General features: G+C 54.5%; 14 protein-coding genes. 12 read left to right on the top strand and 2 right to left on the bottom strand.

The annotated features are described in order from the left end of the window. Nucleotides 1-285 precede the first annotated feature (285 nt). On the bottom strand, nt 286-5,169 hold the full coding sequence (locus ACLHIL_RS04105) for a family 20 glycosylhydrolase (protein ID WP_411296681.1): 4,884 nt from the start codon (nt 5,167-5,169) through the stop codon (nt 286-288). A gap of 176 nt (nt 5,170-5,345) precedes the next feature. Beyond that, on the bottom strand, nt 5,346-6,692 hold the full coding sequence (locus ACLHIL_RS04100; protein WP_411296680.1) for a hypothetical protein: 1,347 nt from the start codon (nt 6,690-6,692) through the stop codon (nt 5,346-5,348). 275 nt (nt 6,693-6,967) lie between these two features. Between ACLHIL_RS04100 and ACLHIL_RS04095 the strand changes: the two genes are divergently transcribed. The 12 genes from ACLHIL_RS04095 to ACLHIL_RS04040 all read left to right on the top strand — a co-directional run bounded on the left by ACLHIL_RS04095 (nt 6,968) and on the right by ACLHIL_RS04040 (nt 23,997). After that, nucleotides 6,968-7,801 (top strand): SMP-30/gluconolactonase/LRE family protein, encoded by an 834-nt coding sequence (locus ACLHIL_RS04095; RefSeq protein WP_411296679.1) that lies wholly within the window; start codon nt 6,968-6,970, stop codon nt 7,799-7,801. 67 nt (nt 7,802-7,868) lie between these two features. After that, a complete protein-coding gene (locus ACLHIL_RS04090; RefSeq protein WP_411296678.1) occupies nt 7,869-9,185 on the top strand; it encodes an MFS transporter in 1,317 nt (438 codons plus the stop codon). 300 nt (nt 9,186-9,485) lie between these two features. Further along, nucleotides 9,486-10,541: a LacI family DNA-binding transcriptional regulator gene (locus tag ACLHIL_RS04085; RefSeq protein WP_411296677.1), complete on the top strand. Its 1,056-nt coding sequence runs from the start codon at nt 9,486-9,488 to the stop codon at nt 10,539-10,541. Further along, entirely contained in the window at nt 10,538-11,299 is a 762-nt protein-coding gene (locus tag ACLHIL_RS04080; protein ID WP_411296676.1) for an SDR family oxidoreductase, read from the top strand. Before ACLHIL_RS04085 ends, ACLHIL_RS04080 begins: the two co-directional genes overlap by 4 nt. After that, on the top strand, nt 11,296-12,771 hold the full coding sequence (locus ACLHIL_RS04075) for a CoA-transferase (RefSeq protein ID WP_411296675.1): 1,476 nt from the start codon (nt 11,296-11,298) through the stop codon (nt 12,769-12,771). The genes ACLHIL_RS04080 and ACLHIL_RS04075 overlap by 4 nt, the downstream gene beginning before the upstream one ends. 369 nt (nt 12,772-13,140) lie before the next feature. Beyond that, nucleotides 13,141-13,275, top strand: coding sequence for a hypothetical protein (locus ACLHIL_RS04070; protein WP_411296674.1), 135 nt, complete (start codon nt 13,141-13,143; stop codon nt 13,273-13,275). A gap of 20 nt (nt 13,276-13,295) precedes the next feature. Further along, complete coding sequence (locus ACLHIL_RS04065; RefSeq protein WP_411296673.1) at nt 13,296-14,471, top strand: thiolase family protein; 1,176 nt, start codon at nt 13,296-13,298, stop codon at nt 14,469-14,471. Between the two features lie 13 nt (nt 14,472-14,484). Further along, the gene (locus ACLHIL_RS04060) at nt 14,485-15,834 is read left to right on the top strand and encodes an MFS transporter (RefSeq protein ID WP_411296672.1); all 1,350 of its coding nucleotides are present in this window, start codon (nt 14,485-14,487) and stop codon (nt 15,832-15,834) included. Next, nucleotides 15,777-17,870 carry a glycerate kinase gene (locus ACLHIL_RS04055; RefSeq protein ID WP_411296671.1) on the top strand — a complete coding sequence of 698 codons (2,094 nt, stop codon included), beginning with the start codon at nt 15,777-15,779 and terminating at the stop codon, nt 17,868-17,870. The genes ACLHIL_RS04060 and ACLHIL_RS04055 overlap by 58 nt, the downstream gene beginning before the upstream one ends. Before the next feature lie 15 nt (nt 17,871-17,885). Next, nucleotides 17,886-19,505, top strand: a complete 1,620-nt coding sequence (locus tag ACLHIL_RS04050) for a class I adenylate-forming enzyme family protein (protein WP_411296670.1) — start codon at nt 17,886-17,888, stop codon at nt 19,503-19,505. Nucleotides 19,506-19,664: 159 nt separating this feature from the next. Continuing rightward, nucleotides 19,665-21,329, top strand: a complete 1,665-nt coding sequence (locus ACLHIL_RS04045; RefSeq protein ID WP_411296669.1) for a site-specific DNA-methyltransferase — start codon at nt 19,665-19,667, stop codon at nt 21,327-21,329. A gap of 16 nt (nt 21,330-21,345) precedes the next feature. After that, a complete protein-coding gene (locus ACLHIL_RS04040) occupies nt 21,346-23,997 on the top strand; it encodes a DEAD/DEAH box helicase (RefSeq protein WP_411296668.1) in 2,652 nt (883 codons plus the stop codon). Nucleotides 23,998-24,273 lie beyond the last annotated feature (276 nt).

Raw genomic sequence — 24,273 nt, 5'->3', positions numbered from 1 at the left:
ATTTCACTGCAATAGTGTCGCTAACCTGTCGGATTTTCTTAGCACACCCCCGTAAAACCCTGGTTTTTAGCCAAAATTACCGACGAATATTTCACCCGTGAATACTGTGAAAAAATACTTAGCTCAAGAGTGAGAAACGAAAACAACGGAGAAGTAAGAAAGAAAAGACTAAAAGAAAGACGTCTGCCCCGCCATCCACGATGGCGGGGCAGACGTTTACATCAAGCTATCTCGCAGCGCCACCGCTAGCGGCAGCACGGAGATTGCGTATGCAGAACCTGCACCTCAGCTCTCTCGGCGTACTCGCCGCACTCCGAGCAGTACCGCACCACACAGCACGCTCATACCCGCGAGCAGCATAATTCCGCCCGCCTGCATGCCCGTATGCGACAGCCCCTGCTTACTCGGCATCCCAGGCTTGACTGGAACGCCTGGCTTAGCAGGCACATCCGGTTTACCGGGAACACTCGGATTAGTTGGCTCCGGCGACGGCGTTGGCGAGAGCGCCACCACCGTTAACGTCGCAACCGCAGGAGTCTTAGAGACGCTACCCGTTGCACGTACCGTGTATGACCCAGCCGGAAGATCCTTCACCAGATCCATCGTCGTAGCAAAAGCACCAGAGGCATCCGCAGTGATGGTCAACGGACCAGCAACCACATCCCCCGCGCCCGTCGCCGGATCAGTAATGCGCACGATCTCCAAAGCCACCGCCTCTTGCGGCGCGAAACCAGCAGCCGTAATCGCCACCTTACTTCCAGGTGCAACTGGCTCCGCCGGAACCGTCACCGTCGGATGATAGACCCCGCACGCCGCCGGATCTGCCGCCACCGTCACCGGCAACTCAGCCGTCGCATCACCATTGGTTACCACCAGACGGTGTTCACCCGCCTCAACCGAACACGGCACACGCAAGGTCACCGTCTCCTCAGCCGAAGCAATCCGCACCGTTCCCAGATCCGTCACATCAGAATGTAGCTGGAACACTGCGTCGGTATCCGGCACAGCATTATGCACATCCACCTGGAACTCCTGGTTCTGATTCACCTTCAGAGTATCCGTCCCATGCGGCGTCACCGAGAACTTCGCCGGAGCAACCGTATGAGTGACCGACTGCTCCGCAGCCGTACCAGCAAATCCCATTGCCGTTCCGGAGGCATTGAGCGTTACCGTTGCCGAAGCCGGATTCTGCCCGCGTGCCGGAGCAGCCGGAGCCACCCCCGCCCACTTCAGGGCCACATGTTGACGTGGAGCCAGCGTCCCCTTCCAGGTAATGACGCCATTTTCCACCGTCGGAGCCGGAACCTGTACCGGCGTTGCCGGCGTCAGCGCCTGAATCTCCCACAGGGAAACGCCATACTTCGTACCGCCGATAGCCACTCGACTACTGGCCTGCATCTTCACAGCCGTCACCGTCTGACCGCCAGTGACATCGGCACTAACTGGATGTTCCGTCCACAACACTTCCGACTTGCCCGACGGGCAGGTAATCGTATTCTTACCCAAAGACTTCCACTGACCGTCATTGAGCTTAACCATCACCTCATAAGTCGGAGCACAGGCTTCCTGCCAGGCCAAGCGCACCTTATCCAGGGTTTGCGGCTGCGCGAAAGTCACCTGAATCCAGGAATTGTCATCGTAGAGCGAGGACCAGCGAGAACCACCCGTCGTATCCCCATCCGTTGCCTTATCTGGGGTAAAGCTTGACGGGACGCCAGGGCTAATCTCTTCCGTTCCCGACGCAGTTACACTCGACCCTTCGCTAGCTGCGGCCACATTGCGTGCCTGGTTCATCACCGGCTTGCCATTCTCATCGAGAATCTGAGCTGTCACCCCATCAGCCATTAACTGCCCCGCCGTAGCTTGGGTGTTGATGCTGACCGTCGTCTCAACAGGAACCGTTGTCTTATTCGTCGTCGTAGCGGTATAGCTAATTGGCGACTTCGCCGCAACCGCTCCGGCCGCTGGATCCGCCTGCAAGGCCGATTCCAGTTTCACCTTAACTTCCTTCGGCAAAATTGGCGCCCGACCACTGGATCGAATATTCGAAGTGTAGGTGGAGTGATCGCGCTTATCCTCCGGCGCCCACGCCCGACCCGCAAAGGCATCTACCAGCGGCGTCGAATTCGCCAACACCTGCTCTTCGGTTTCCATCCGCTCATTATCGGACCAGATCGCAAAGGAGCCACCGAGCAGCCACTGCGGATACGGACGCTCATACGTCTGCGCAAAACCACGGGCATGACGCGGGAATACGCCCGGATGGTATTCGTTCCAGATCGCCTTTGGTTGCGGGCGATCATGGTATGCCCCACCTGGATAGTACAGCACGTAGTACATGTACTTATCGTTAAAGTTCACGACCTTGTGACCCTTTTGCACAAAAGTCTCCAACGGAGACATGTGCCGATCCCATGCCGTCCAGTAATCCACTGTTGCCTTCGGAGATAGCTGAACCGTCTGGTTAATATCCGAACGGTAGAAGCCGTCATTCCACACCCGAACATCGCTCTTACCGAGCGTGCCCAGGTAATCAATCATGTCATTGATGAAATACGTGAAACCATCAGCAATGGTGGCGTCCTGCTTGCCCGTGACGTCCTTGGCATAGGAGATCAAATCCGGATAGGTGTTCTTGCTCTGCGCAGCGGCAAAATCAATGAACTCATCCGCACCCAAATGCCACTTATTTGACGGGAACAACGGCGCATACTCAGCCAATAGATCCTTCATCAACTGACGCGACTCCGGCTTGGCATAGTTCAAACCATTGCGCCCCTCCTGGCTATCCGATAAACGCAAATCCTGATGGGCACTTAATACCTGACGCAAATGCCCCGGCATATCCAAAGCCGGAATGACCTCAATGTGATACATCGTGGCCAACTCAATGATCTCCGCAAGTTGATCCTTCGTCAGGTGCTGAGCCGACACAATCTCCGGATGTTGAGTGGATTCTAAGCGGAATCCCTCATTCTCTGAGAAGTGATACTGCAGGGTATTGACCTTGCGCCACGCCAACTGCGGAATCAACTGGTTGAAGAAATCCGGCGAATAGTACTTGCGCGCTGCGTCAATATGGAAAGAGCGCTCCTTCACTTCTGGCCAATCCCGCACCAGGGCGTTCTGTGCGCCACCGGAACTCTGAATTGACTGCAGTAACGTGCGCGTACCGTAGAACACACCATCGGTCGTCGTGCCCGTAATAACCGCTCCCTTAGCCCGAGTATCCAGGACGTATCCCTCCGGATTCGGGATGCCGTTATCTGCCTGCTTATTCAACACAATGTCGTGTTCGCCCGCGTCTTGCGGCGTTCCCACCACGATTTCCGGTGGATTCGTTCCGCGAATAACTGCGATTTCACGTGATACCAGCTTCGCATCAGCGCGGAGTTCTTCCGAGGTGATGATGATGCGGGTCGCATCGGTGATCGTCCACGGGGTCGCGCCCGCTACCGGCTGGTACTCGCGCAAACCCGGATAGACGGCAGGCAGACCCGGACCAGGCAGCGTATTCGCATCGGCACCTGAATCTGCACCGGCCTGTGGGAGCGGAGCATTGCCCACCCGACGGGCAACATCGCGTTCAAAATCCGCCTGCGAGGTGCGCATCTTCGGCGATCCCCAGGTTGACTGCGAGAAGGCCCGCATCCACTCTGGGAACCGCTCCGCAATCTTCTGCTCGCTTTGCGCGTCGGCGTTATCACACCAGATGGATAGGTGCGCGCCCAGCATCGGCTTGCCGTCAGGCAGGATGTAATCACCGCCGTTACCGGCCGCCCCCATGAAAGTACGCGGAGTCCACCGTTCGTAAATCGCCTGCGGATTCTTATTCGGACCGGTTCCCAATCCGTCATCAGAGCCGCCCGCATTCGTCAGAATGTAGTACAGATAATCACCGTTGGCGTTGACGACTTTGAAACCGGCATCCACATAATCCGAGGTGTTGGGCTTGCTGGCATTCCAGCGAATCCACTGGCTCAACTCGGTTTCGCGGCTGACTTGAATCGTCGTGCCCTTGGGGTACACGTCGTCGTTCCACATCCGCGCGACCTTGCCCTTGCTGCGCACCAGATCGCCGATTTCGTTCATGTACTTGGCGTAGGCGTCATTGACTCCCAGATTGCCGCCCGCAACCCCCTCGTTGGCGTATTTCACCAGGCTCGGGGCGCTCTGGTTGTTGATGGCATTGCCCGCGCTTTCTTCCCAAGGAGCCGGCAGGTATTCGTCACCGCCGATATGTACCACCTTGGAATCGGGGAACATATCAATAACTTCTGCCAGTAAATCCTTGGCAAACTGCCGAGCTTCCGGCACCGCGAGGTCAAGCTTTCCTGTGGATTTCTTCCCGTTGACAGTCAATGCCCACTCTGGATGGGCCTTGAGCAGGTTATCCATGTGCCCGGGCGTATCAACATCGGGGATGACCTCAACGTGATACTGCTTAGCCACCGCGAGGATCTCTGCCAGCTCTGCTTTCGTCCAGTGCTGCGGGCTGACAGCCTCCTTCGCTACCTGGGATTCCAAACGGTAGCCGATACCTTCGGAAAGGTGGAGCTGGAGGCGGTTGAGCTTCAAATACGACATTTGGCGGATCTGTTGTTTCATGAAGTCTGGCGTGAAGTACTTACGGCCGACGTCAATCATGACCAAACGTTCGCCATAGGCTGGCTCATCGGTAATTGTTCCGGCAAAGGTGGCCGGTTGAGCCGTTGCCCCGCGGATGATCTGCAAGACGGTACGGGTGCCCCACCAGGCACCAACAGCGCTTTTGCCGGTGATGACGAGCGCACCGTCGCGAACCTGGATGGAGTAGCCTTCTGGCCCGTTCACCCCTGCGACATCGCCAGTTTGAATAACAATGTCACCGGCAGCGGGAGCACCATCACGGGTGACGCTCATTGCGTCTTTCTTGAGGATGTTGCCGATTTCTTGTGCGAAAGTCTGCCCATCAGTGGTTATGGCGTCTCCGCCAAGAATGATTTTTCCACTCGGATTCAGCGACCACGATGTCGCATCCGAGGTGTAGTGCGAAACAGCAGGGATAGTCAGTGGCTGTGCCGGCGTCGGAGCTGCCTGTGCTGCAGATGGTGCAATACCTGCTAGCACAAGAGCGAGGATCGACGTGGAAGCCGCACTGAGAACCCTGCGCATATGCGATCTACCCATATGCTTTCCTCTCAACGTTGAGATACGTGTTCTATTGGGGATAGCCCAGGAAACGTCACCCCGCACAGTGCGTTAGGCCGCATTCAAGGTTGGGAACAACTCTAATGTGTTCGCAGTCATATTCGCTAGGGCTGGGCGAAAGATCTGCGTGGCAAAATAACAGCAGAACGGAAAAGTTAGGCGTTTTCGCCAGCGCCTACCACCTGAGCGAGGCACTGACCACTATGTTTAACAGCTAGCACCTGCTCCACGTCATCGCTGAGATCGCGCATGAAAGTCCGAGTATAGAAGTCATCGCTCGCCGCCGCACCTGCATAGCTCAAGGCAGAAACCGCTGCCAACAAACTACAGACCTTCACATAAGCCCAGGTCACAGGCAGCGTAACCCCATTGACGACAAGGTGTTTAACCGGCAGTTCCGTCCATTTTGTTTCAATTCCCGACGGAATAGCCACCAAGGAAAAGCCCACGAGAAAGATAAAAATGAAGGCTGCGAACACGATCGCCTGCCACATGTGCACCAGTACATGCACTACCACCAGGTTACGTCTCTCCCAGCGCGTCAGTGGCACATACAGGCGCGACGGACACTCTTCAGCACGCAGGAGCTCCACCACAGGCGGGTCATCCTCCAAAGCCTGCCCGTCTACCGTCGGCGCTAATCCACTGCCATTAGGAGATTCCGATAATAATTGTGTTGCCTGCATAAGATCGCTGGCACGTTGAGCAGATAATCCGTCGGTGACAACATCGTCGATTCGCTCCGAAATCGTCATTGCAACCAGCGCGAACGCCAAGCCAAACAGGATCACCAGCACACATATCAGCCGTCCAGTCGATAATCCAGCGGCTACCTGCCAGGTTTCTGCAGCGAAGAACGCAAATAGAAAAGCGAGCACCGTCAACGGTAAGGCTTTGGCAATCACTGGTCCCATCGCCCCAACTTGACGGCGGGCTTGCCGCCAAGCATAACTCACAATCGAACCAAAACCGATACGGATAGTCCACAAAACGACGAGGACGGCACATACGCGAATCATTAGCCAGCCAATAATTCGCACCGGACTTGATGAAAATAGACCCGTAAAATCCATAAATATACGCGCAATCAGTGGAGCAAAAACGCAGCCCACCATCGCTATCCAGCCAATTCGCTGGCGCACATGAGCGTTTTGCCGCGAAACTAGCCAGGCTAATAAAATCGCCGCAATAATGCCGAAGATTGGGATGAGCAAGGTTGCCAGAGCCACCATTTGTGCCAGCGCATTTTCCTGCTCCCCTAGCGTCGATACCGCACGCACTGTGGCACCGTCCGATTCAAGGCTGGCAAAAATCGGCGAGCGCAAAACAAAGGCCACAATAGCGCCGACGACCAGTGCAAAGATCTGCCCTACCAGCACAAAAACAGCCATCGGAGCAACCCGCGCACACAGCTCTGAGAGCCGCGGTCGGTGCTGGGCAAAAGCCGGTAGCCCACGATCTAATAACCATTGGGTATATGCCGAAGAAAGACGGGCCGACATCTATTTTCTCCTCACATGCTCAACTGATAGCCCAGTTTACCTGCGCCAGATTGCGTCGTACTTAACCTTGCTTACCAGCAGAAACGATTACAAAAATGTGACCCAAGCGACAACAACGAGGTTATAGCTGGGGATTACTCCGTCATTGGATGTTATTCGCACAAATCAGTGCTCCCACTTCGCAGTAATCACCGACCGCCCTGCCGCGTCGCATTATGCGACCACACCTTATACACCGCAGTCAAAGCAGACTGCCTAAAGAAAGGCATATTCCCATGCATATATCGCACATCATTGACCTTAAACCCAGTTTGGGCGAAGGTCCCGTCTGGGATTGCGCATCTCAGTATTTATATTGGATCGACTCTACGGAGGGGCGAATCTATCGCCACACCGAAAGCGGCAGCAACCTGAAAGTCTGGGACGCCCGCCAAAAGCTCGGCTCAATGGCCCTATTTAAGGACGGTAAAAATTTCTTACTATCGGGCGAGGATGGGCTATACGAATACAATCCGGAACTGGATGAGGCAAAACTTATCGTCAACCCTGAACCACACCTACCGCATAATCGCTTCAACGACGGAAAGGTTGATCCTCGTGGGCGCTTCGTCGTCGGCTCAATGGATCAAGCCGAAGAACAGGCATCTGGGCGGCTCTATCGCCTCGACACCGACTATCAGCTATCCGTACTTGACGAAGGAATCGTATGTTCAAATGGGCCATGTTTTAGCCCCGACGGATCCACCCTTTACTTTGCCGATACCTGGTCTGGCGATATTTGGGCCTATGACTACGATCTGACATCCGGCACGGTGTCCAATAAGAGAGTCTTTACCACAGTTGACACCTCCGACGGTGGCGCTGTTGACGGTATGACCGTCGATGCCGATGGTTTTGTCTGGCAAGCCCATGTGTACGGCGGGAAAATCAACAGATACGATCCGGAGGGCACCCTCGAACGCAGCATCGACATGCCGGTACGCAAAGTCACCTGCCCGACATTCGGCGGTCAGGATCTATCTCGACTATTTATCACAACGATGGGTCGCCCCCCCCCTGAAACGCTTCCCCGAAGACGGACCAGAGCGTGGCGCGCTATACGTCATTGACGGGCTCGACATCCAGGGGTACGCCCTACCTCGTTTTGGCCGCGAGTCCAGCTTTTAGGGGAACGTCATGACGAAACGCCCGCGTATGAAAAAAGTTAACGCACCATTTCGACTCATGCCCGCAGCATCGTGGACGGCGCTGGGAGTCACCTGGTTAATCTGGGTATTAAACGCATTTGATAGAGAAGTCGTCCTACGCCTCGGTCCAGTAATTTCTGACCATTTCCAGCTCACCCCGGAAGCCTGGGGCGCAATCACATCCGCAATTTTCTTTGCCCTTGCCCTGCTCGCCATCCCAGGATCTCGGTGGAGCGATAAGCACGGATTCGGGTGGAAACGAGCAATATTCCAAGTCCCCTTAGTTATTGGCTACAACTTCATTTCCGCACTATCCGGTTTGAAATTTGCCATTCACCATCTCGTTGTGTTCATCGCGTTGCGCCTAGGAGTTAATCTCGGTGCCGGTTGGGCAGAACCTGTTGGGGTTTCTAATACGACAGAATGGTGGCCCAAAGAGCGCCGTGGATTTGCGCTCGGAGTTCACCACACCGGCTATCCGGTTGGCGCGCTCCTGAGCGGATTGACGGTCGCATGGATTTTGAAATCCTTTGGCGTCGATAAGTGGTATTACGTCTTTTATATTGGTCTCATCGTCTCTGTTCCGCTCATGGGCTTTTGGGCGTACTACTCTTCTGAGCGTCGATACGTCGAAACCTTAGATAAAATCGACAGTCGCGAGATGACGAGTTTCCGAAATGAGCATATCGAAGCGGAAACCGGCGAGGTAGCAGGGGCAATCCAGGTCTGCCTGCGCAACAAAGTTGTTATGTTTACTGGGGCAACTTGTGCCTTAACGCAGATTGTGTACAACGGAGTCAGCTATATTTTGCCGCTCTACCTCGCAAATATCATCAATCTGTCATACAGCGAAGCTGCCGCGTATTCCATCGTCTTTACCATCACCGGAATTCTGGGGCAGATTTTTTGGCCTTCGCTATCTGACTATCTCGGGCGACGAATGACGCTCATTATTTGCGGTTTGTGGATGGGAGTCGCAGTAGGTGGCTTCTACTTTGCGCACACTATTGTTGCCTACATCGGCTTGCAGCTCTTTTTGGGCATGGTCGCTAACGCTCCGTGGCCGATATTCTATGCTGCTGCGACCGACGCAGCGCCACGCGGTACAAGCGGAACGGCAAACGGCATTATCACCACATCCATGTTTATTGGTGGCGGTTTGGCGCCGCTCATCATTGGTTTCCTCATCTCCGTGGGAGGCGGATGGGGGAACGTCACCGGATATAGCATTTCGTTCATCTTCATGATGGTTAGCGCGATAGCCGGAGTGCTCTTCCAGATCGCACTCAAGAACAAAGCTAATTAATTCGTAGCGGTTTAAGGATGTGAATCGGGGCGGGAGTTCAGTAATTTTCTGAATCTTCCGCCCCGAATATTTTTAAGGTTTCGACGCACAGTTTTCGCTGCTATACCGCCAATATCCTATACAATCGCGCAGGGGTGCTATTCTCCTTCAAAGCGTTTTCCCAGCGTCAAAGCGGTAAGTCCCGCCATTATCAGCAGGAACTTAAGGTTGCTTAACCCATACCCCCCCCCCCCGAGAATCGAAGAGGTGAGCTTAGCCACAACAGCTTCGCATTCTCGTTAGTCACGAAGGGGTGATGACGTGAAGAGAACAAGTGCACCTGACTCCAACGGACGGAGTCCCTCCGCGGCGTCAATCGCCCAACAACTTAACATCTCTCGCGCTGCCGTTTCTTACGCACTGAACGGCAAACCAGGAGTCTCCGAGGAAACCCGTCGGCGCATTATCAACCTTGCCCGCGACTACGGCATCGACACCTCAAACGCGACACGACGCGATACCACTCGCACACCGCTAGTTGGCTTAGTACTGGCAGACCTAGCCAACCCCTTCTACCAGGAACTGGGCGTCGCATTCCATCAAGCAGCAAAAAACCACGACTTTAACGTCATTTTGAGCCACACCGGAGATACCGCCACCGATCTTGCAACCACAGTAGAGATGATGGTTGCCCACCGCGTCGATGGCATCATCCTCACTGCCACTCAAGACGGCGACGCCTCCATCGCCCAAATTCTGCGTAAAGCCAGCATCCCCTACGTTCAAGTCTCACGCAAAATGCCCACGGTCCGAGCGACGTTCGTCGGGATTGACAACCGCGCCGCCGCCAAAGAAATGGCATATCACATGGCCTCCCACGGCTACCAAAACTTCGCCATTGCCATCGGCCCACGGCAATCCTCCGCCTCAAATGAACGGCACGTCGGCTACCTGGAAGGGCTCATCGAAAACGATATTTACGTCCCGCAACAACGTATCATCCGCACCGAACTTGGGCGTGAGGGCGGGCGAAAAGCCGGAGCCTATCTGCGCTCCCTACCACAACTTCCCGAAGCGATCTTGTGCGGAACAGACGCCATTGCCCGCGGAATTATTCACGATTTCGCCGAGCACGGCATCCGAGTCCCCCACGACGTCGCCCTCTCCGGATTCGACGGAATCACCAATTTCGGCGTTCCCGACTCAGAACTGACCACCATCGTCCAACCCATTGACGAGATGGCCGCCCAAGCAATCACGTACATCGACGATCTCATTCACCATCGGCGCATCTGCATAACCGATGTGATCTGCCCCTACACCCTGCGTATCGGCAATTCCTGCCGCTGCCCCAAACCCCAAGGAGATAACCAATGAGCTGCACACCCCTAGAAAATCGCGTTGCTATCGTAACCGGCGCTTCCCAAGGAATCGGCCGTGGAATCGCGCTAAAACTCGCCGAACGCGGCGCGCGCGTCATCGTTATTGACATTAATGCCGAGGCCGCTCAGCGCACCGCAGACGAATGTGGCAACGGAGCAGTCTCCGTCGCCCTAGATGTATCGAACCGCGAAGCAGTGGATCGCACCGTCGATGAAATCATCGAAAACCACGGAAAAATCGACATTCTCGTCAACAATGCCGGCATTAACCGCGACGGAATGCTACACAAAATGACTGACGAGATGTGGGATGCCGTCATCGCCGTTGACCTATCCGCCGTCTTTTATTTCTGTCGCAAAGTCGGCACACACATGCGCGAAAACAGCTACGGGCGGATCTGCAACGTGGCCTCAGCGTCCTGGATGGGGAATATCGGCCAAACAAATTACGCTGCGGCCAAAGGCGGCGTCGTCTCCCTGACCCGTTCCATTTCCAAAGAACTAGCTTTCAAGGGAATCACCGCCAACGCCATCTGCCCCGGATTTATCGAAACCGCCATGACGAGCGCACTCAAAGATGTTCCCTCCCGCGCCGGCTTTGAGAATCTGTACGAGGAGCAAGTCGCCAAAGTACCCCTGCGCCGAGCTGGCCAGCCGGAAGACGTCGCCAACCTGGTGGCATTCCTGGTTTCCGATGACGCCTCCTACCTCACCGGCGAAGTCATCAACATCGGAGGAGGGTACAAGCTGTGAGCTTCCAGCAGATTGGCGCGGAAGACGTCGCAGCCCTGATACCCAATGGTGCAACTGTCGCCGGCGACGGGTTCACCATGATGGGCGTCGCCGACGAGATCTACCTGCGTATCGAAGAATCTTTCCTTACCACTGGCGCTCCACACGATCTGACCTTTGTTCATGCGGCAGGCCAATCGAATCGTTTTGACGGCTTAGCTCGGCTCGCCCATCCGGGATTGGTCAAGCGCATCGTCGGCCCACATTGGGGATTGAACCCACCAATGGCGAATATGTTAGGGGCTGACGAGATAGAAGCCATCTGCCTCCCCCAAGGGCAGATCTCCACTCTCTACCGCACGATCGCTGCCGGCCGTCCAGGGCAACTCTCCAGCGTCGGATTGGGAACTTTCGTTGATCCACGAATTGACGGCGGGCGAATCAATGCCAGCGCCCGCGCGGCCACTTCCCCCACTGAATATGTTGAGCTGCAAGAAATTGACGGGCGCGAATACCTGTTTTACAAGTCGTTCCCGATTAACGTCGGCATTATTCGTGGCACCCGAATCGATCCAGATGGGAACCTCGCCCAAGATGATGACGTGACGATCCTCGATGCGCTCGCTATCGCTCAGGCGGTACACAACAGCGGCGGAATCGTCATCGCGCAAGTGAAAGAGATCGTGGATCGTGGGGATATTCCAGCGCGGCTCGTCAACGTGCCAGGGGTGCTGATCGATTACGTTATGGTCGTCTCTGATCCGGCGAAATATCACCGGCAGACCAATGGCGCACTGAGCGTCAACATGGATCTCATCACGGGGTATGCCTCCGCGGCAGAGCTCGCTGAATCTATCTTGGCTCAGGAGATTGATCCGGTTCGCCAAGCTATCGGGGAGCGAGGAGCTAGCCTGGTGCGCGATGGCGACATTATCAATTTGGGGACGGGTCTACCCGGAGATTCCATTGGGCGTGCACTGGCAAAAAGCGGTCAGATTGCCAGGGTGACGCTCACCGTTGAATCCGGAACCTACGGCGGGGTGCCACTCGGCGGAGTTGATTTCGGGTGTGCGTTACATCCGGCGGCAATTATTGGCCATCCGCAACAATTCGACTTCTATAACGGTGGCGGCGTGGACATCACCTTTATGGGGGTTGGGCAGGTTGATGGCGCAGGCAATATCAACGTCTCAGCATTCGGCGGGAAAGCTGTGGGATGCGGCGGATTCATGGATATTGTCGATGGCGCAAAGCGGGTGTGCTTCCTCATGGTTGCCGATTCCAAACATCCCAAGTGGGTCGATACGGTTGACCAACTGACTTTCTACGGCAAGGCCGCCATAGATAAAGGTCAGGAGGTGTATTTGGCAACGGAGCACTATCTGGTGCAACTGACGAATACCGGATGGGTCATCCTCGCAGTAGATGACAATGACACTGCTCGCCGTGCTGCCGCGCTCATCAAAGTTGCTGATAGCGGTGGCCATGCCTAAGCAAAAGTGCCAGAGCAGCCAGGCCGTAAGCAGTGCTGACGGATACCGGAACGCCAAAGCGATTGGGCTGAAAGCGTTGCCCGACACAGGATCTGCACCTCAGCAGGGTAGCTATCAGGTGTTCGCCGTGCCTGTTCACCTGAACGGTGTTCGCGACCTACGTGCGCGCGAGTGCGCAGGTATCGGGCTGGCGGCTACTGCAGCTGGCTATCTGGCCACATCTGAGCATCTAGCTAGTGGCTATCTGATGACCATCTGAATACGGGTATCGCACCCCTAGCCGAACGGGTAACCCACTAGCACCGCAGCTCACTATCACAGCCAGCAAGCAAATCCAGCACAATACCTAACCTCCGCTTAGGGGGGGGCATGCACTACCGGATTACTGCCCGTCTCGGTTTGCTTCTCGCTCTAACTGGAAAGGAAGAACTTCACGGTTGGCCGCCGCATGGCCGCGCATGGCCAGCCATTAGCACCGAACAAGCTGCAATCACAGCCATGTAACACAGAGAAAAGGAAACATTATGGAACGAATCGTCATCGTTGACGGTGCGCGTACCGCAATCGGAGCCTATGGCGGCTCCCTGGCTGGTACTCCGAATCACCTTATGGGCGCTCATGCTCTTAACGCAGCAGCTCAACGTGCTGCAGTCCCGATGGAATCAATCGACGAAGTGATTGTTGGCTGCGTCGGGCAGGTCGGCGGGGATGCCTTCCTGGCTCGCCGTATTGCACTACAAGCTGGAGTGCGCGAAGATTCCAACGCTTTCACGGTCAATCGTCTGTGTGGTTCTGGCCTGCAAGCACTGGCCAGTGCCGCATTTGAACTCCATTCTGGCGACTCAACCTTCGTTGCCGCTGGCGGCTCGGAGAACATGTCCCGTCAGCCCTTTATGGATTTTGAGGCCCGCAACGGCTGGCGGCTCGGCGATCACACCCTTGTTGACGGCACGCTGTCTTTGGTCACTGATCCCTTCGGTGGATACCCCATGGGCATGACGGCTGAGAAAGTTGCCAAAAAATTCAATATCTCCCGTGCAGATCAAGACGAATTTGCTGCGCGTTCGCAGAATTTAGCGGCTGCCGCCCAAGAAGCCGGGCATTTTGACGCCGAAATCGCCGGTATCACGGTTAAGGAAAAGCGCACCGAGCGGGTTTTTGACCGTGACGAACATCTGCGCCCAGGCACAACTGTGGAAAAACTCGCCAAGCTGCGCCCCGCGTTCCGTGAGGGCGGATCCGTCACTGCGGGTAACTCGTCGGGAATTAATGACGCCGCCGCCATGTTGATTATGACGACCGAATCCGCCGCACAGGCACACGGGTTGAAACCCATTGGTGAGCTTGTCAGTTTTGCGAAGGCTGGCGTCGCTCCAGAGATCATGGGCTTCGCACCCGCATTAGCTATTCCGCGGGCATTGGAGAAGGCCGGCGTCACGTTAGCGGATATTGACTGGATTGAGCTTAACGAGGCATTCGCCGCGCAGGCGCTTTCCGTCATTCGCGATCAGAACCTCGATATGAGCAAGACGAACCCGTTGGGCGGCGCAATCGCCCTCGGGCATCCGGTGGGAGCAACGGGCACGATCCTTACGCTGCGCACGCTCTACAACCTTCATCGCACAAACAAAGAGCTAGGTCTGGTCACCATGTGTATCGGTGGCGGCCAAGGCGTAGCAGCAGTGTTCCGGGCACTGTAAAGAAAGGAAAATCATGGCTAAATCAACACGCAAAACGCCATTATCTGCCGAGGAGGAACGCCATATTGGCGTTTTAACTCAGCGCAACTTCGCTAAGATCATGCCGCTTATGGTGATCGTCTACATCATCAGCTTCATTGATCGGACGAATATCGGCATGGCCAAGGAGGCGCTGGAAGCTGATATTGGCTTGTCGGCTGCCGCTTACGGCTTAGGTGCTGGCTTGTTCTTCTTGTTCTATGCCATTTTGGAAGTTCCCTCCAACCTCATCATGCATCGGGTGGGTGCTCGCTTCTGGATCGCGCGCATTATGGTCACTTGGGGCATTATTTCGATGTTGATGGCTGTAGTGTGGAATGACGTATCGTTCTACGTTTTACGAATGCTTCTCGGCGCGGCCGAAGCTGGACTCTACCCTGGCATGATCCTCTACATCTCGTATTGGTTCACCCAGAAGTATCGCGCCCGAGCGATCGGCATTTTCCTACTGGGCGTATCTATTGCAAATATTCTCGGTGCTCCGGTGGCTGGGTTGCTGCTCAATATGCATGGCTTCCTCGGCCTGAAGGGCTGGCAGTGGATGTTCATTGTCGAGGGTCTGCCGGCGGTGCTGTTGGCCGTTTTGGTGTGGAAGTTCTTGCCGGATCGCCCCGAGCATGCCAAGTGGCTTTCGGATTCAGATAAATCCCTGATCCATCGCGCCATTGCGAATGAAGATACTGGCGAATCCTCCCAGCATGGCGATTTGCGGGCGCTCGCTCCGGCGATGAAAGATGGGGTGTTCTGGCTGCTGGCCGTCATCTACTTCACCCACCAGATTGCAGTGTATTCGCTGTCGTACTTCTTGCCGTCGATTATTAAGTCTTATGATCCGACGATGAAGACCTTCCAGATTGGCTTGATTACTGCGATTCCGTGGATCGCGGCTGCTCTGGGTTCGTGGTTCTTGCCGAAGTATGCGGTTGGGCAGCGGCGGGCAAAGACGATGGCGTCGGCTGGCTTCTTTGCCGTTGCCGTCGGTTTGGCGATTGCCGCGCTGAATTCTCATAATCTGTGGATTGCTGTTGTTGGTTTCTTTATTGCCGCTTCGCAGCTATTCGTCATCCAATCGGTGCTTTTCACGTTCCCGCAGCAGCGTTTCTCTGGCGCAACTACTGCTGGGGCGGTCGCGTTCATGAATATGTGCGGCCTGTTTGGTGGTTTCCTTGGCCCGACGGTTATGGGTTCCTTGGAAGAATCAACCGGAAGTAAGATCGCCGGTTTGTGGTTCATCATCGCAGCGGTGCTGGTGGGATGCCTGCTGGTGTGGGGCTTGAAGTATCGCAATGCCAAGACTGCCACGCCGGAGAACGCTGCCAAGTAGCGCGTATCTCTCGCGGTCCGGCAGGCGCAACCTTCCGGTTGCCTGCCACGGCGGCGAGCGTCAACGATACGGTATTCGTATCTGATAAAAATCGAGCTGGTTGGGTTGGGAGCACCACTTACGCTCCCAACCCAACCGCCTGGGGAGTATCAATGAAGATTGTGCTAGCGCCGGATTCTTTTAAGGAGTCCCTGTCAGCGTCGGAAGCGGCAAAGTGTATGCGGCGAGCTGTGAAACAGGTCTGGCCTGATGCTCAGTGTTGCGAAGTCCCGATGGCAGACGGCGGCGAGGGCACAATGGCGGCTATCGTCAGTGCCTTAGGTGGCGAGGTGCAATATGCCGATGTGCATGACGCTTTGGGGCGGGCTCGTCGGGCAGAATTTGGCTGGGTTGCTGGGGAACGGCTGGCTATTGTTGAGGTGGCTCAAGCCATCGGGATTGAGCACATTGCGCGCGAGGAACGCGATCCGCATACAGCTTCGACGTTTGGTTTGGGCGAGTTACTCGCTCACGTGTTGAGCTACGATCCGGCAACGATTCTCGTCGGTTTAGGTGGTTCTGCCACGAATGATGGCGGCTGGGGAATGTGCCATGCTCTCGGGGTTCGCGCCTATGACGATGCCGGTTTGCCGTTGCCACCTTATGTTGATGCTCTTGCCCGTGCAGTGCGCGTTGATATTGCTGGCGTAGATCCGCGTTGGGCCGCAGTGTCGGTTAAGTTGGCGTGCGACGTTGCTAATCCGTTGACGGGTGCGAATGGTGCGAGCGCGATTTTTGGACCGCAAAAGGGCGTCGCCCCGGAGGAGGTCGCCGATTTTGATGCGATTTTGGCTCGGTGGGCCACCCTCGTCGAATCGCAAACCGGGGTTGTGTGTGCGGAGCGGGCTGGAGCTGGGGCTGCTGGCGGGCTTGGTTTCGCGTTCATGTCGGTTTTTGCCGCTCATTCTCAGCCGGGAGTGGAGTTGGTGATGGATACTGTTGGCTTGCGCGATGCGTTAGTGGGTGCCGATCTGGTTTTCACTGGCGAGGGCAGTATTGATGGGCAGACGAGGGAAGGCAAAACCCCGTGGGGCGTCATGCAGGCGGCATATGAGCTGGGGATTCCCACGATTGCTTTTGCTGGGCGGGTTGGCGCGGATGCGGGTGCGTTATATGCCACTGCGGCGCGATCTGCTACTAGGGCACCATCTGCCACCGAGGCGCCATCCGCCAGCGGTCAGGGTAAAGCTCAGGGTGTTTTTCCGGTGGCGCCCGATAATTCGAGTCAAGATTTGTCCGTGAATCACGGTTCCTACCCAAGCCAGGATTCTTCCGTGAGCTCGGGCTTTTCTCTGAGTTTATCTGTCTCACCAGGTCAAAACTCTTTACCGAACTTAGATTCCTCCTCAGCCCACGCCTCTTCGCTGCACCTAGCCTCGCACGCAGCTCATGATCTGGTTCAGGGCTTGGTCAATAACCTCACTTCGCAGGCATCTCACGAGCCGGTTCACGAGCCAGCCCACCCTGCTCTCAACGAGCCGCCCCAGCCCACTTTCCATGAACCGCCTTACCCTACTTTCAACGCCCCAGCCCACAACCCGATTCACACCCCACCTCAGGGGGCAGTTCAGGATTCGGGTCTTAGTGCAGCTCCAGCCCCAGTTTTTAACACGGACGTAAAACTGGCTTCTAGCGCAGTTTCAGAGCTGGCTCTCGCCGCGAGTACAGAGTCACCCACTACCACGGGTGCAGAGTCATCCGTTGCCACGGCTGCCGAGCCGCCAGTTACCACGGGCGCCAGGCTTCCTCTTGCCACTTCCCCAGAACTGCCCGCTAATACCGCTGCCGGGCAACCCGCTACCGCCGCCCTGGAAGTAGCCGCCCATACGAGCCAGCACGCACCCCGCCGCACCCCCTTAACGCCAGGCTTCACCGCAATCGTCCCGATTGTGCGCGAAGTGTGCGACTTACCGACCGCTTTGGAATGCGGCGAAACAAATCTGTACGAAGCCGTCACGATGACGTGCCGACTTTTATCCTTACTTTCAGACCAGTGATAAGGACTGACGATCATGCTAAGCGGAGATACCCTGTGGAACGATGAGGTTACAGCAGGGCTTACAGAAGTCACTCTTTATGGGCGAACCGTTCGCACCTACGCCGGTGCACCACATTCGCTCTACCATACCTTGGCGCGCACTGCCGAGCGTTTCGGTGAAAAGGTTGCCATCTATGCGGAGGATTCCAACCGTTTTACCTTTGCCGACGTGAAACGCTATGTGGATAACTTTGCCGCATTTTTACATTGCGAGCATGGGATTGGGCGCGGGGATCGCGTCGGGGTGCTACTCGATAACGGCATCGACTTCGTGACAGCGTTTTACAGCGTGAATCGCCTGGGAGCAATGATCGTCCCACTGCCCGGCAAATTTCGAAAAAATGAGATCCTGGCGCTTATCCAACAGGCAGATGTGAAACTGGTGATCTGCCAAAAAGAACAGGCGGGATGGTTTGCAGATATTCCAACCTTGACCACGAATTCCACGTCCTGTGCTTTCGGCTTGCTTGAAACAGAACTAGCCGGTGAACACACCGCCAGATGGGCGGCAGCTCTCACAGACTATCCCCTACCCACCTGGGAAGATGACGCAATCCTGCTGTTTACCTCAGGCACGACGTCACAGAGCAAAGGCGTGGTTTTAACAAACCTCAACGCGATTCACGCCATCATCTCCTATGAACGCACCCTGGCGCTGACCAGCGAGGATACTACGATCATTGCTGTGCCGATCTACCACGTCACTGGAATGATCGCGATTATTGGGCTGTTTATCTACTTAGGCGGTTCGATCCATGTGCAAAAACGCATGTCTGGTCGGCCGTTCGTGCGCGAGATTGCGGCGTCAGAAATTAGTTTCATCCATGCCTCCCCGACGGTGTTTGCCCTCATGCTAGAGGAGCGAGATCGTTTCCCGGAGCTGCCTTCGGTGCAGAAGATGGCGTGCGGTGCTGCGCATATGCCGGTCTCTCGGATCTTAGCGCTTCATGAGTGGATGCCGCAGATGCAGTTCCGCACAGTATATGGTCTGACGGAGAGCTGCTCACCAGCTTTTGTGTTCCCTGTTGACGCTGCCACGTCAAAACATCTGGGGAGTTCTGGGATGCCAATCCCTGGGCTGGATGTGCAGATTCGCAACGATTCGGGCGAGGAAGTTCCTGAGGGGAGCTCGGGAGAGATCTGGATGCGCGGGGCAAATATCGCTCGGTGTTATGACAAGCTGACCACGCCCGCTATGACGGGCGACGGCTGGCTGGGAACTGGCGATATTGGGCGGATTGACCCCGATGGGTATATCTCTATTTTGGACCGTAAGAAAGACATGATTAACCGCGGCGGCGAAAAGATCTGGTGTTTCGATATTGAGGAGGAGTTGCGGCGCCTGCCTGAGATTGCCGATGCCTCGCTGGTTGGGGTGCGCGACGCAGTGTATGGGGAGGTTCCGGCGGCGGCTGTGGTGCTAACTCCAGGCGCAGTATTTGATCGGGAAGAGGTGCGCGAACAGCTCAATTTGCGGCTGGCCCGTTATCAGGTTCCGGTGTATTTCCGAGTGCTTGAGGAGTTACCGACGACGGCCGGCTCGAAGATTGATAAACGAGCAATTCGGGAGCTGTTTGCCGAGGAAAACGGGTGAGGTGACCGGATAACAAACGGGCAACTGCGCACTATAGAGTCTGTCGCACATTACAAAGGCACGGATAGATCCTGCCAGGAGGTAGACTGAGCGGTAGGTGTACGTCGGTTTAACACCGGAGGCGCAACGCTAACGCGTTATAAGGGTAAGGAGAATCTCGTGCCAGAGCTTCAATGGATTGGCAAGGATAAGGTGATTAATCACCACCTAGATGTTCCTTATCACGTCTTAGAGCGGAAATATGCCTATTGCGGGGGGGGGGAGAACGACCCGCACATAATTCCTGGAAGCACTGATGGTCATTTCAGCAGCGCTGACGCTGCCCTTGGCAATGTTGATGATCGCCATGCCGAGAACAAAATAATTCATGGCGATAATTTACTAGCGCTCAAAGCACTGCTTCCGCAGTACGAAGGCAAAGTGGATTGTATCTATATCGATCCGCCTTATAACACGGGAAACGAAGGCTGGGTCTACAACGACAACGTCAATGATCCCCGCATCAAAAAATGGCTGGGTGAAGTCGTCGGCAAAGAAGGCGAAGATTTAACCCGCCACGATAAATGGCTGTGCATGATGTATCCACGCCTGCGCTTGCTGCATCGGTTGCTCGCACCGACAGGGGTAATCGCAGTAAGTATCGATGATGATGAGATGCCGTCCATGCGCATGCTCTTAGATGAAATTTTTGGACGACGTAACTTTTATGCACAAGTTGTTTGGCAAAAGAAATATTCACCCGCCAATGATGCAAAACGCTTTTCCGACATGCACGATTACATCATCTTCTATGCCAAGTCGGACGCGTTTGAGCGCAATTTAATTCCACGATCTGAGGTCAATAATAGCATCTATAAATATGATGATCAGGATGGTAGAGGTCCTTATGCGAGCGATAATTTATCTGTTCGTACCTTTTCAGAAAGTGGCGTTTATCCCATCACCAATCCCAATACTGGGGAAGTATTCAATCCTCCAGCTGGTAGGGTTTGGTCTTTCCCTCAAGAACGTATGCAAGAGCTTTTAGCGGACAACCGTATCTTTTGGGGAGCAAAAGGGACAGCAGGACCTCGCTTGAAAAGGTATCTTTCAGAGATTCAACAAGGTGTTGTTCCCGTTACGTGGTGGCCACATGAATTTGCCGGGCACAACGATGGCGCACGCAAAGAGATTCGTGCACTATTCGGTACGGTCGGCTCTTTTGATACACCCAAACCAACACTTCTGTTGGAGAAGATTTTTCAAATCTGTGGCAATAAAAACGCTCTCATCCTCGACTCCTTCGCTGGCTCTGGCACCACCGCCCACGCTGTTCTCAACTTGAACAAACAAGATGGTGGCAACCGCCGTTTCATTCTCTGCGAGATGATGGACTATGCCGACACCATCACCGCCGAGCGCGTCAAGCGCGTCATTGACGGCTATGGCGAGGGTAATAGAGCCGTGGAAGGCACGGGCGGTTCGTTCTCCTACTATGAGCTCGGTGAACCACTCATGATTGACACCGAATTAAACCCCGACGTTCCGCTAGAACGGATACGGGAATATATCTGGTTCACTGACACTGGCGAGGTCTACCGCGCAGAATCAGCCAAGGTTTATCCATACTTCCTAGGGCATTCATCTCTAGGAGTGGCATATTTCTTCGTCTTTGATCCACACGCCCCAACAGTGCTGAATCGCGACCTTTTAGCGTCCGTTCCAACTGAATGTGCGGCAGATTCCTACGTCATCTATGCCGATACCTGCGTGCTCAGCGAGCAAGAACTGTTAGCACACAACATTACGTTTAAGAAGATCCCGCGAGACATAACCCGTCTGTAATAGGAGAAGAACACAAATGGAGCTGAAGAAGTATCAGAAACGGGTGATCGCTGATTTAACAGATTACCTGGCGCAATTGAAAGCTCAATCCTCACTCTCGGGCGCCTTTGCCGCTTTCTGGGAGTCGCGTCAAATCTCAGTGGGGCACGACGGCATTGCGGGATACCAGAGTGTGATTGATGGCGTGCCGCACGTATGTTACAAAGTTCCCACAGGTGGCGGAAAGACGTTCTTAGCCTGCGCGTCAGTTAAACCTATCTTTGATGCGCTGCCTCCAATCCGCCACCGCGCACTCGTATGGCTAGTACCGTCAGACGCAATCTTGACCCAAACTCTCACAGCGTTAAAAGATCCAGCACACCCCTACCGCCAACGACTGAATACAGATTTCGGTGGACGGGTTGAGGTGTATTCCAAGGAAGAACTGCTGAGCGGTCAGAATTTCACCCCCGCTACGGTAGCTGAACAGCTCTCAGTGATGGTCCTCTCCTATGATTCCTTCCGCGCTAACCGCAAAGAAGGTCGCAAGGCATACCAGGCTAATGGCAATCTTGCACGATTCGCCACTGTGCTAGGCACTCCCGAACAGCAGATTGATAGCGCCGACGAAACAGCACTATTCCAAGTAATTAATCAACTTAACCCAGTGGTCATCGTTGATGAGTCACATCATGCAACCAGCATTTTAAGCACTGAAATGCTAAAAAATTTCAACCCCTCGTTCATCCTTGACCTCACAGCAACACCGAAGAAACAAGCGAATATCATCTCCTATGTTGATGCGCTTGCCCTTAAAAACGAGAACATGGTGAAGCTACCAGTAATCGCCTATAACCGTTCCTGTCAAACCGAGGTAATTACTGACGCGATAGATCTCCAGCAATCCTTGGAGCTCGCAGCCAATCAGCAATACGAGCAAGGCGGGCGCTATATTCGCCCAATTGTTTTATTTCAAGCCCAGCCAAGAACAGGTCAAGACGCAACCTCATTTGAACGGTTGCGTGAAAAACTCATCGCTACCGGCATTCATGCCGAACAGATCGCGATAAAGACGGCGAATATCAACGAGCTTAAAGATGTTGACTTACTCAGCCCTGAATGCCCTATCCGATTCATTATTACCGTTAACGCTCTTAAAGAGGGCTGGGATTGCCCCTTCGCATATATTCTTGCTTCTCTGGCAAATAAGACCAGTCAGGTAGACGTTGAGCAGATCCTTGGTCGAGTGCTACGTCAGCCTCACACCATGAGACATCACAATCCGCTGTTAAATATGAGCTATGTGCTGACCTCCTCCAATGACTTCAATGCCACCCTTGAGCACATCATTGCCGGATTGAACACTGCCGGCTTCACACGTCGTGATTTCCGTGCCATCGAAGCCACTCAGCTCAATTTCACGCCTCCACCTACGACCGAACCTATCCCAATCTCCGAACCAGACGTATCTAAAGCAATGGATTCAGAGGGTGAAGAGTTCTTAGATTTCGACGAATCACAGGTAGCTTCTGATCTGAAAGCTCGCAGCGCCACACATATTCCCAGTGAGAATACTTCTGCGCCAGCGAGCCTGACAGCTATGTTAAATAAGGCGCAACAGCAGGGATCACAGTACGAGAAAGAGGCGCAAGCCGCTGCAGAATTGCACGACACTCTCGTCCCAACCGATCTGGAGGACGCCGTGAAGACAACAAGCATGTTTGAGGATTATCTTGAGGCAGTCTTAGCGTTGAAAATACCGCAGTTCTTCATCAGAACTCCGTCATCTGCCCTATTTTCCACCGGCAAAGACGGGCATGACCTACTGCAACATGAAGCGCTGGCGGCTAATTTCACCCTGCGGGATAAAGACATTCAGCTTGATCTAACCATTGCCGATGAGCAGATGTTCCAAATTGACGTAACTAAAAACTCCGATATACCGCGAGCATGGCGGATGAGCACTGCCGACCAAAAATACATGCGAGAACGCTTTGGCAAACTTAGCGTCGAATCACAGAAAACTAATGCGGCTGAAGCGATCTACGAGCGGCTCAAGCCGATTAACTCAGTCATTGACTCCGAGCTGCGCACGTATATCCATCGGATTACTGAAAACTTCGGCACAGAGGAACTACTGACCTACCAAGAACATCCCGGCGCAGTAACGAGCAAGATCCGAACGAAGATCGTGAATTTGCTTGATGAACACAAGGCAAAACGCTTCTATGAGGACATCGAGACGCGCCAGATTCTCACACAGCCCTCCTATACTTTACCTCCCATGATTCAACCCATCCACGCTTCTTCACTGGTCGGCGGCTCATTATATGAAGCCGAGGATCGAATGAATAACGACGAGATGGAATTTGCCGCCCGATTCTCCGCAATGAGTAATGTTCGCTGGTGGCATCGCAATATTGAACGCAAAGGCTTCTATATCAACGGACCCTTCAACCACTATCCTGATTTCATCGTCATGACCACCAGCGGAATTATCGTCATGGTCGAGCCTAAGGGAGCGCAGCTCAAGAACGATGACTCGCTGCGAAAGGTCAAACTCGGACGCCTCTGGGCTTCCATGTCAGGAGATAATTTCCGCTACTACATGGTATTCCAAGACGGTATTCCTCCGCTGGACGGTGCAGTCAATGCCTCGAATTTCTTCCGCATCCTCGAACAACTATAAGGCAGGAGCAGACTAAAAGAATCGCTTGGTGCAACGGATGCCACTATCTCCCAGATGTTATCTACTGTGGAAACGACAGCTCAGATTTGGTCTAGATTCCAGAGGAGTACTTGCCTTAACATTTGCTTAAGCGAATTGAAGCGATGAAACCAGTTTTATCTCTTGCTTTCAGCAGTGGATAACGCAGAGTAGAGCCATTAATAGGGCTGTTCCTAAGAATCGGATTCTACGCTGACGAGAACATCTCCTGTCATTTTCTTTGCCGGATCTCCAACT

The organism is Trueperella sp. LYQ143, assembly GCF_046599595.1.
Taxonomy (GTDB): domain Bacteria; phylum Actinomycetota; class Actinomycetes; order Actinomycetales; family Actinomycetaceae; genus Trueperella.
Note: the sequence above shows the minus strand (reverse complement) of the source record. Positions and strands in the feature narration are given on the sequence as shown.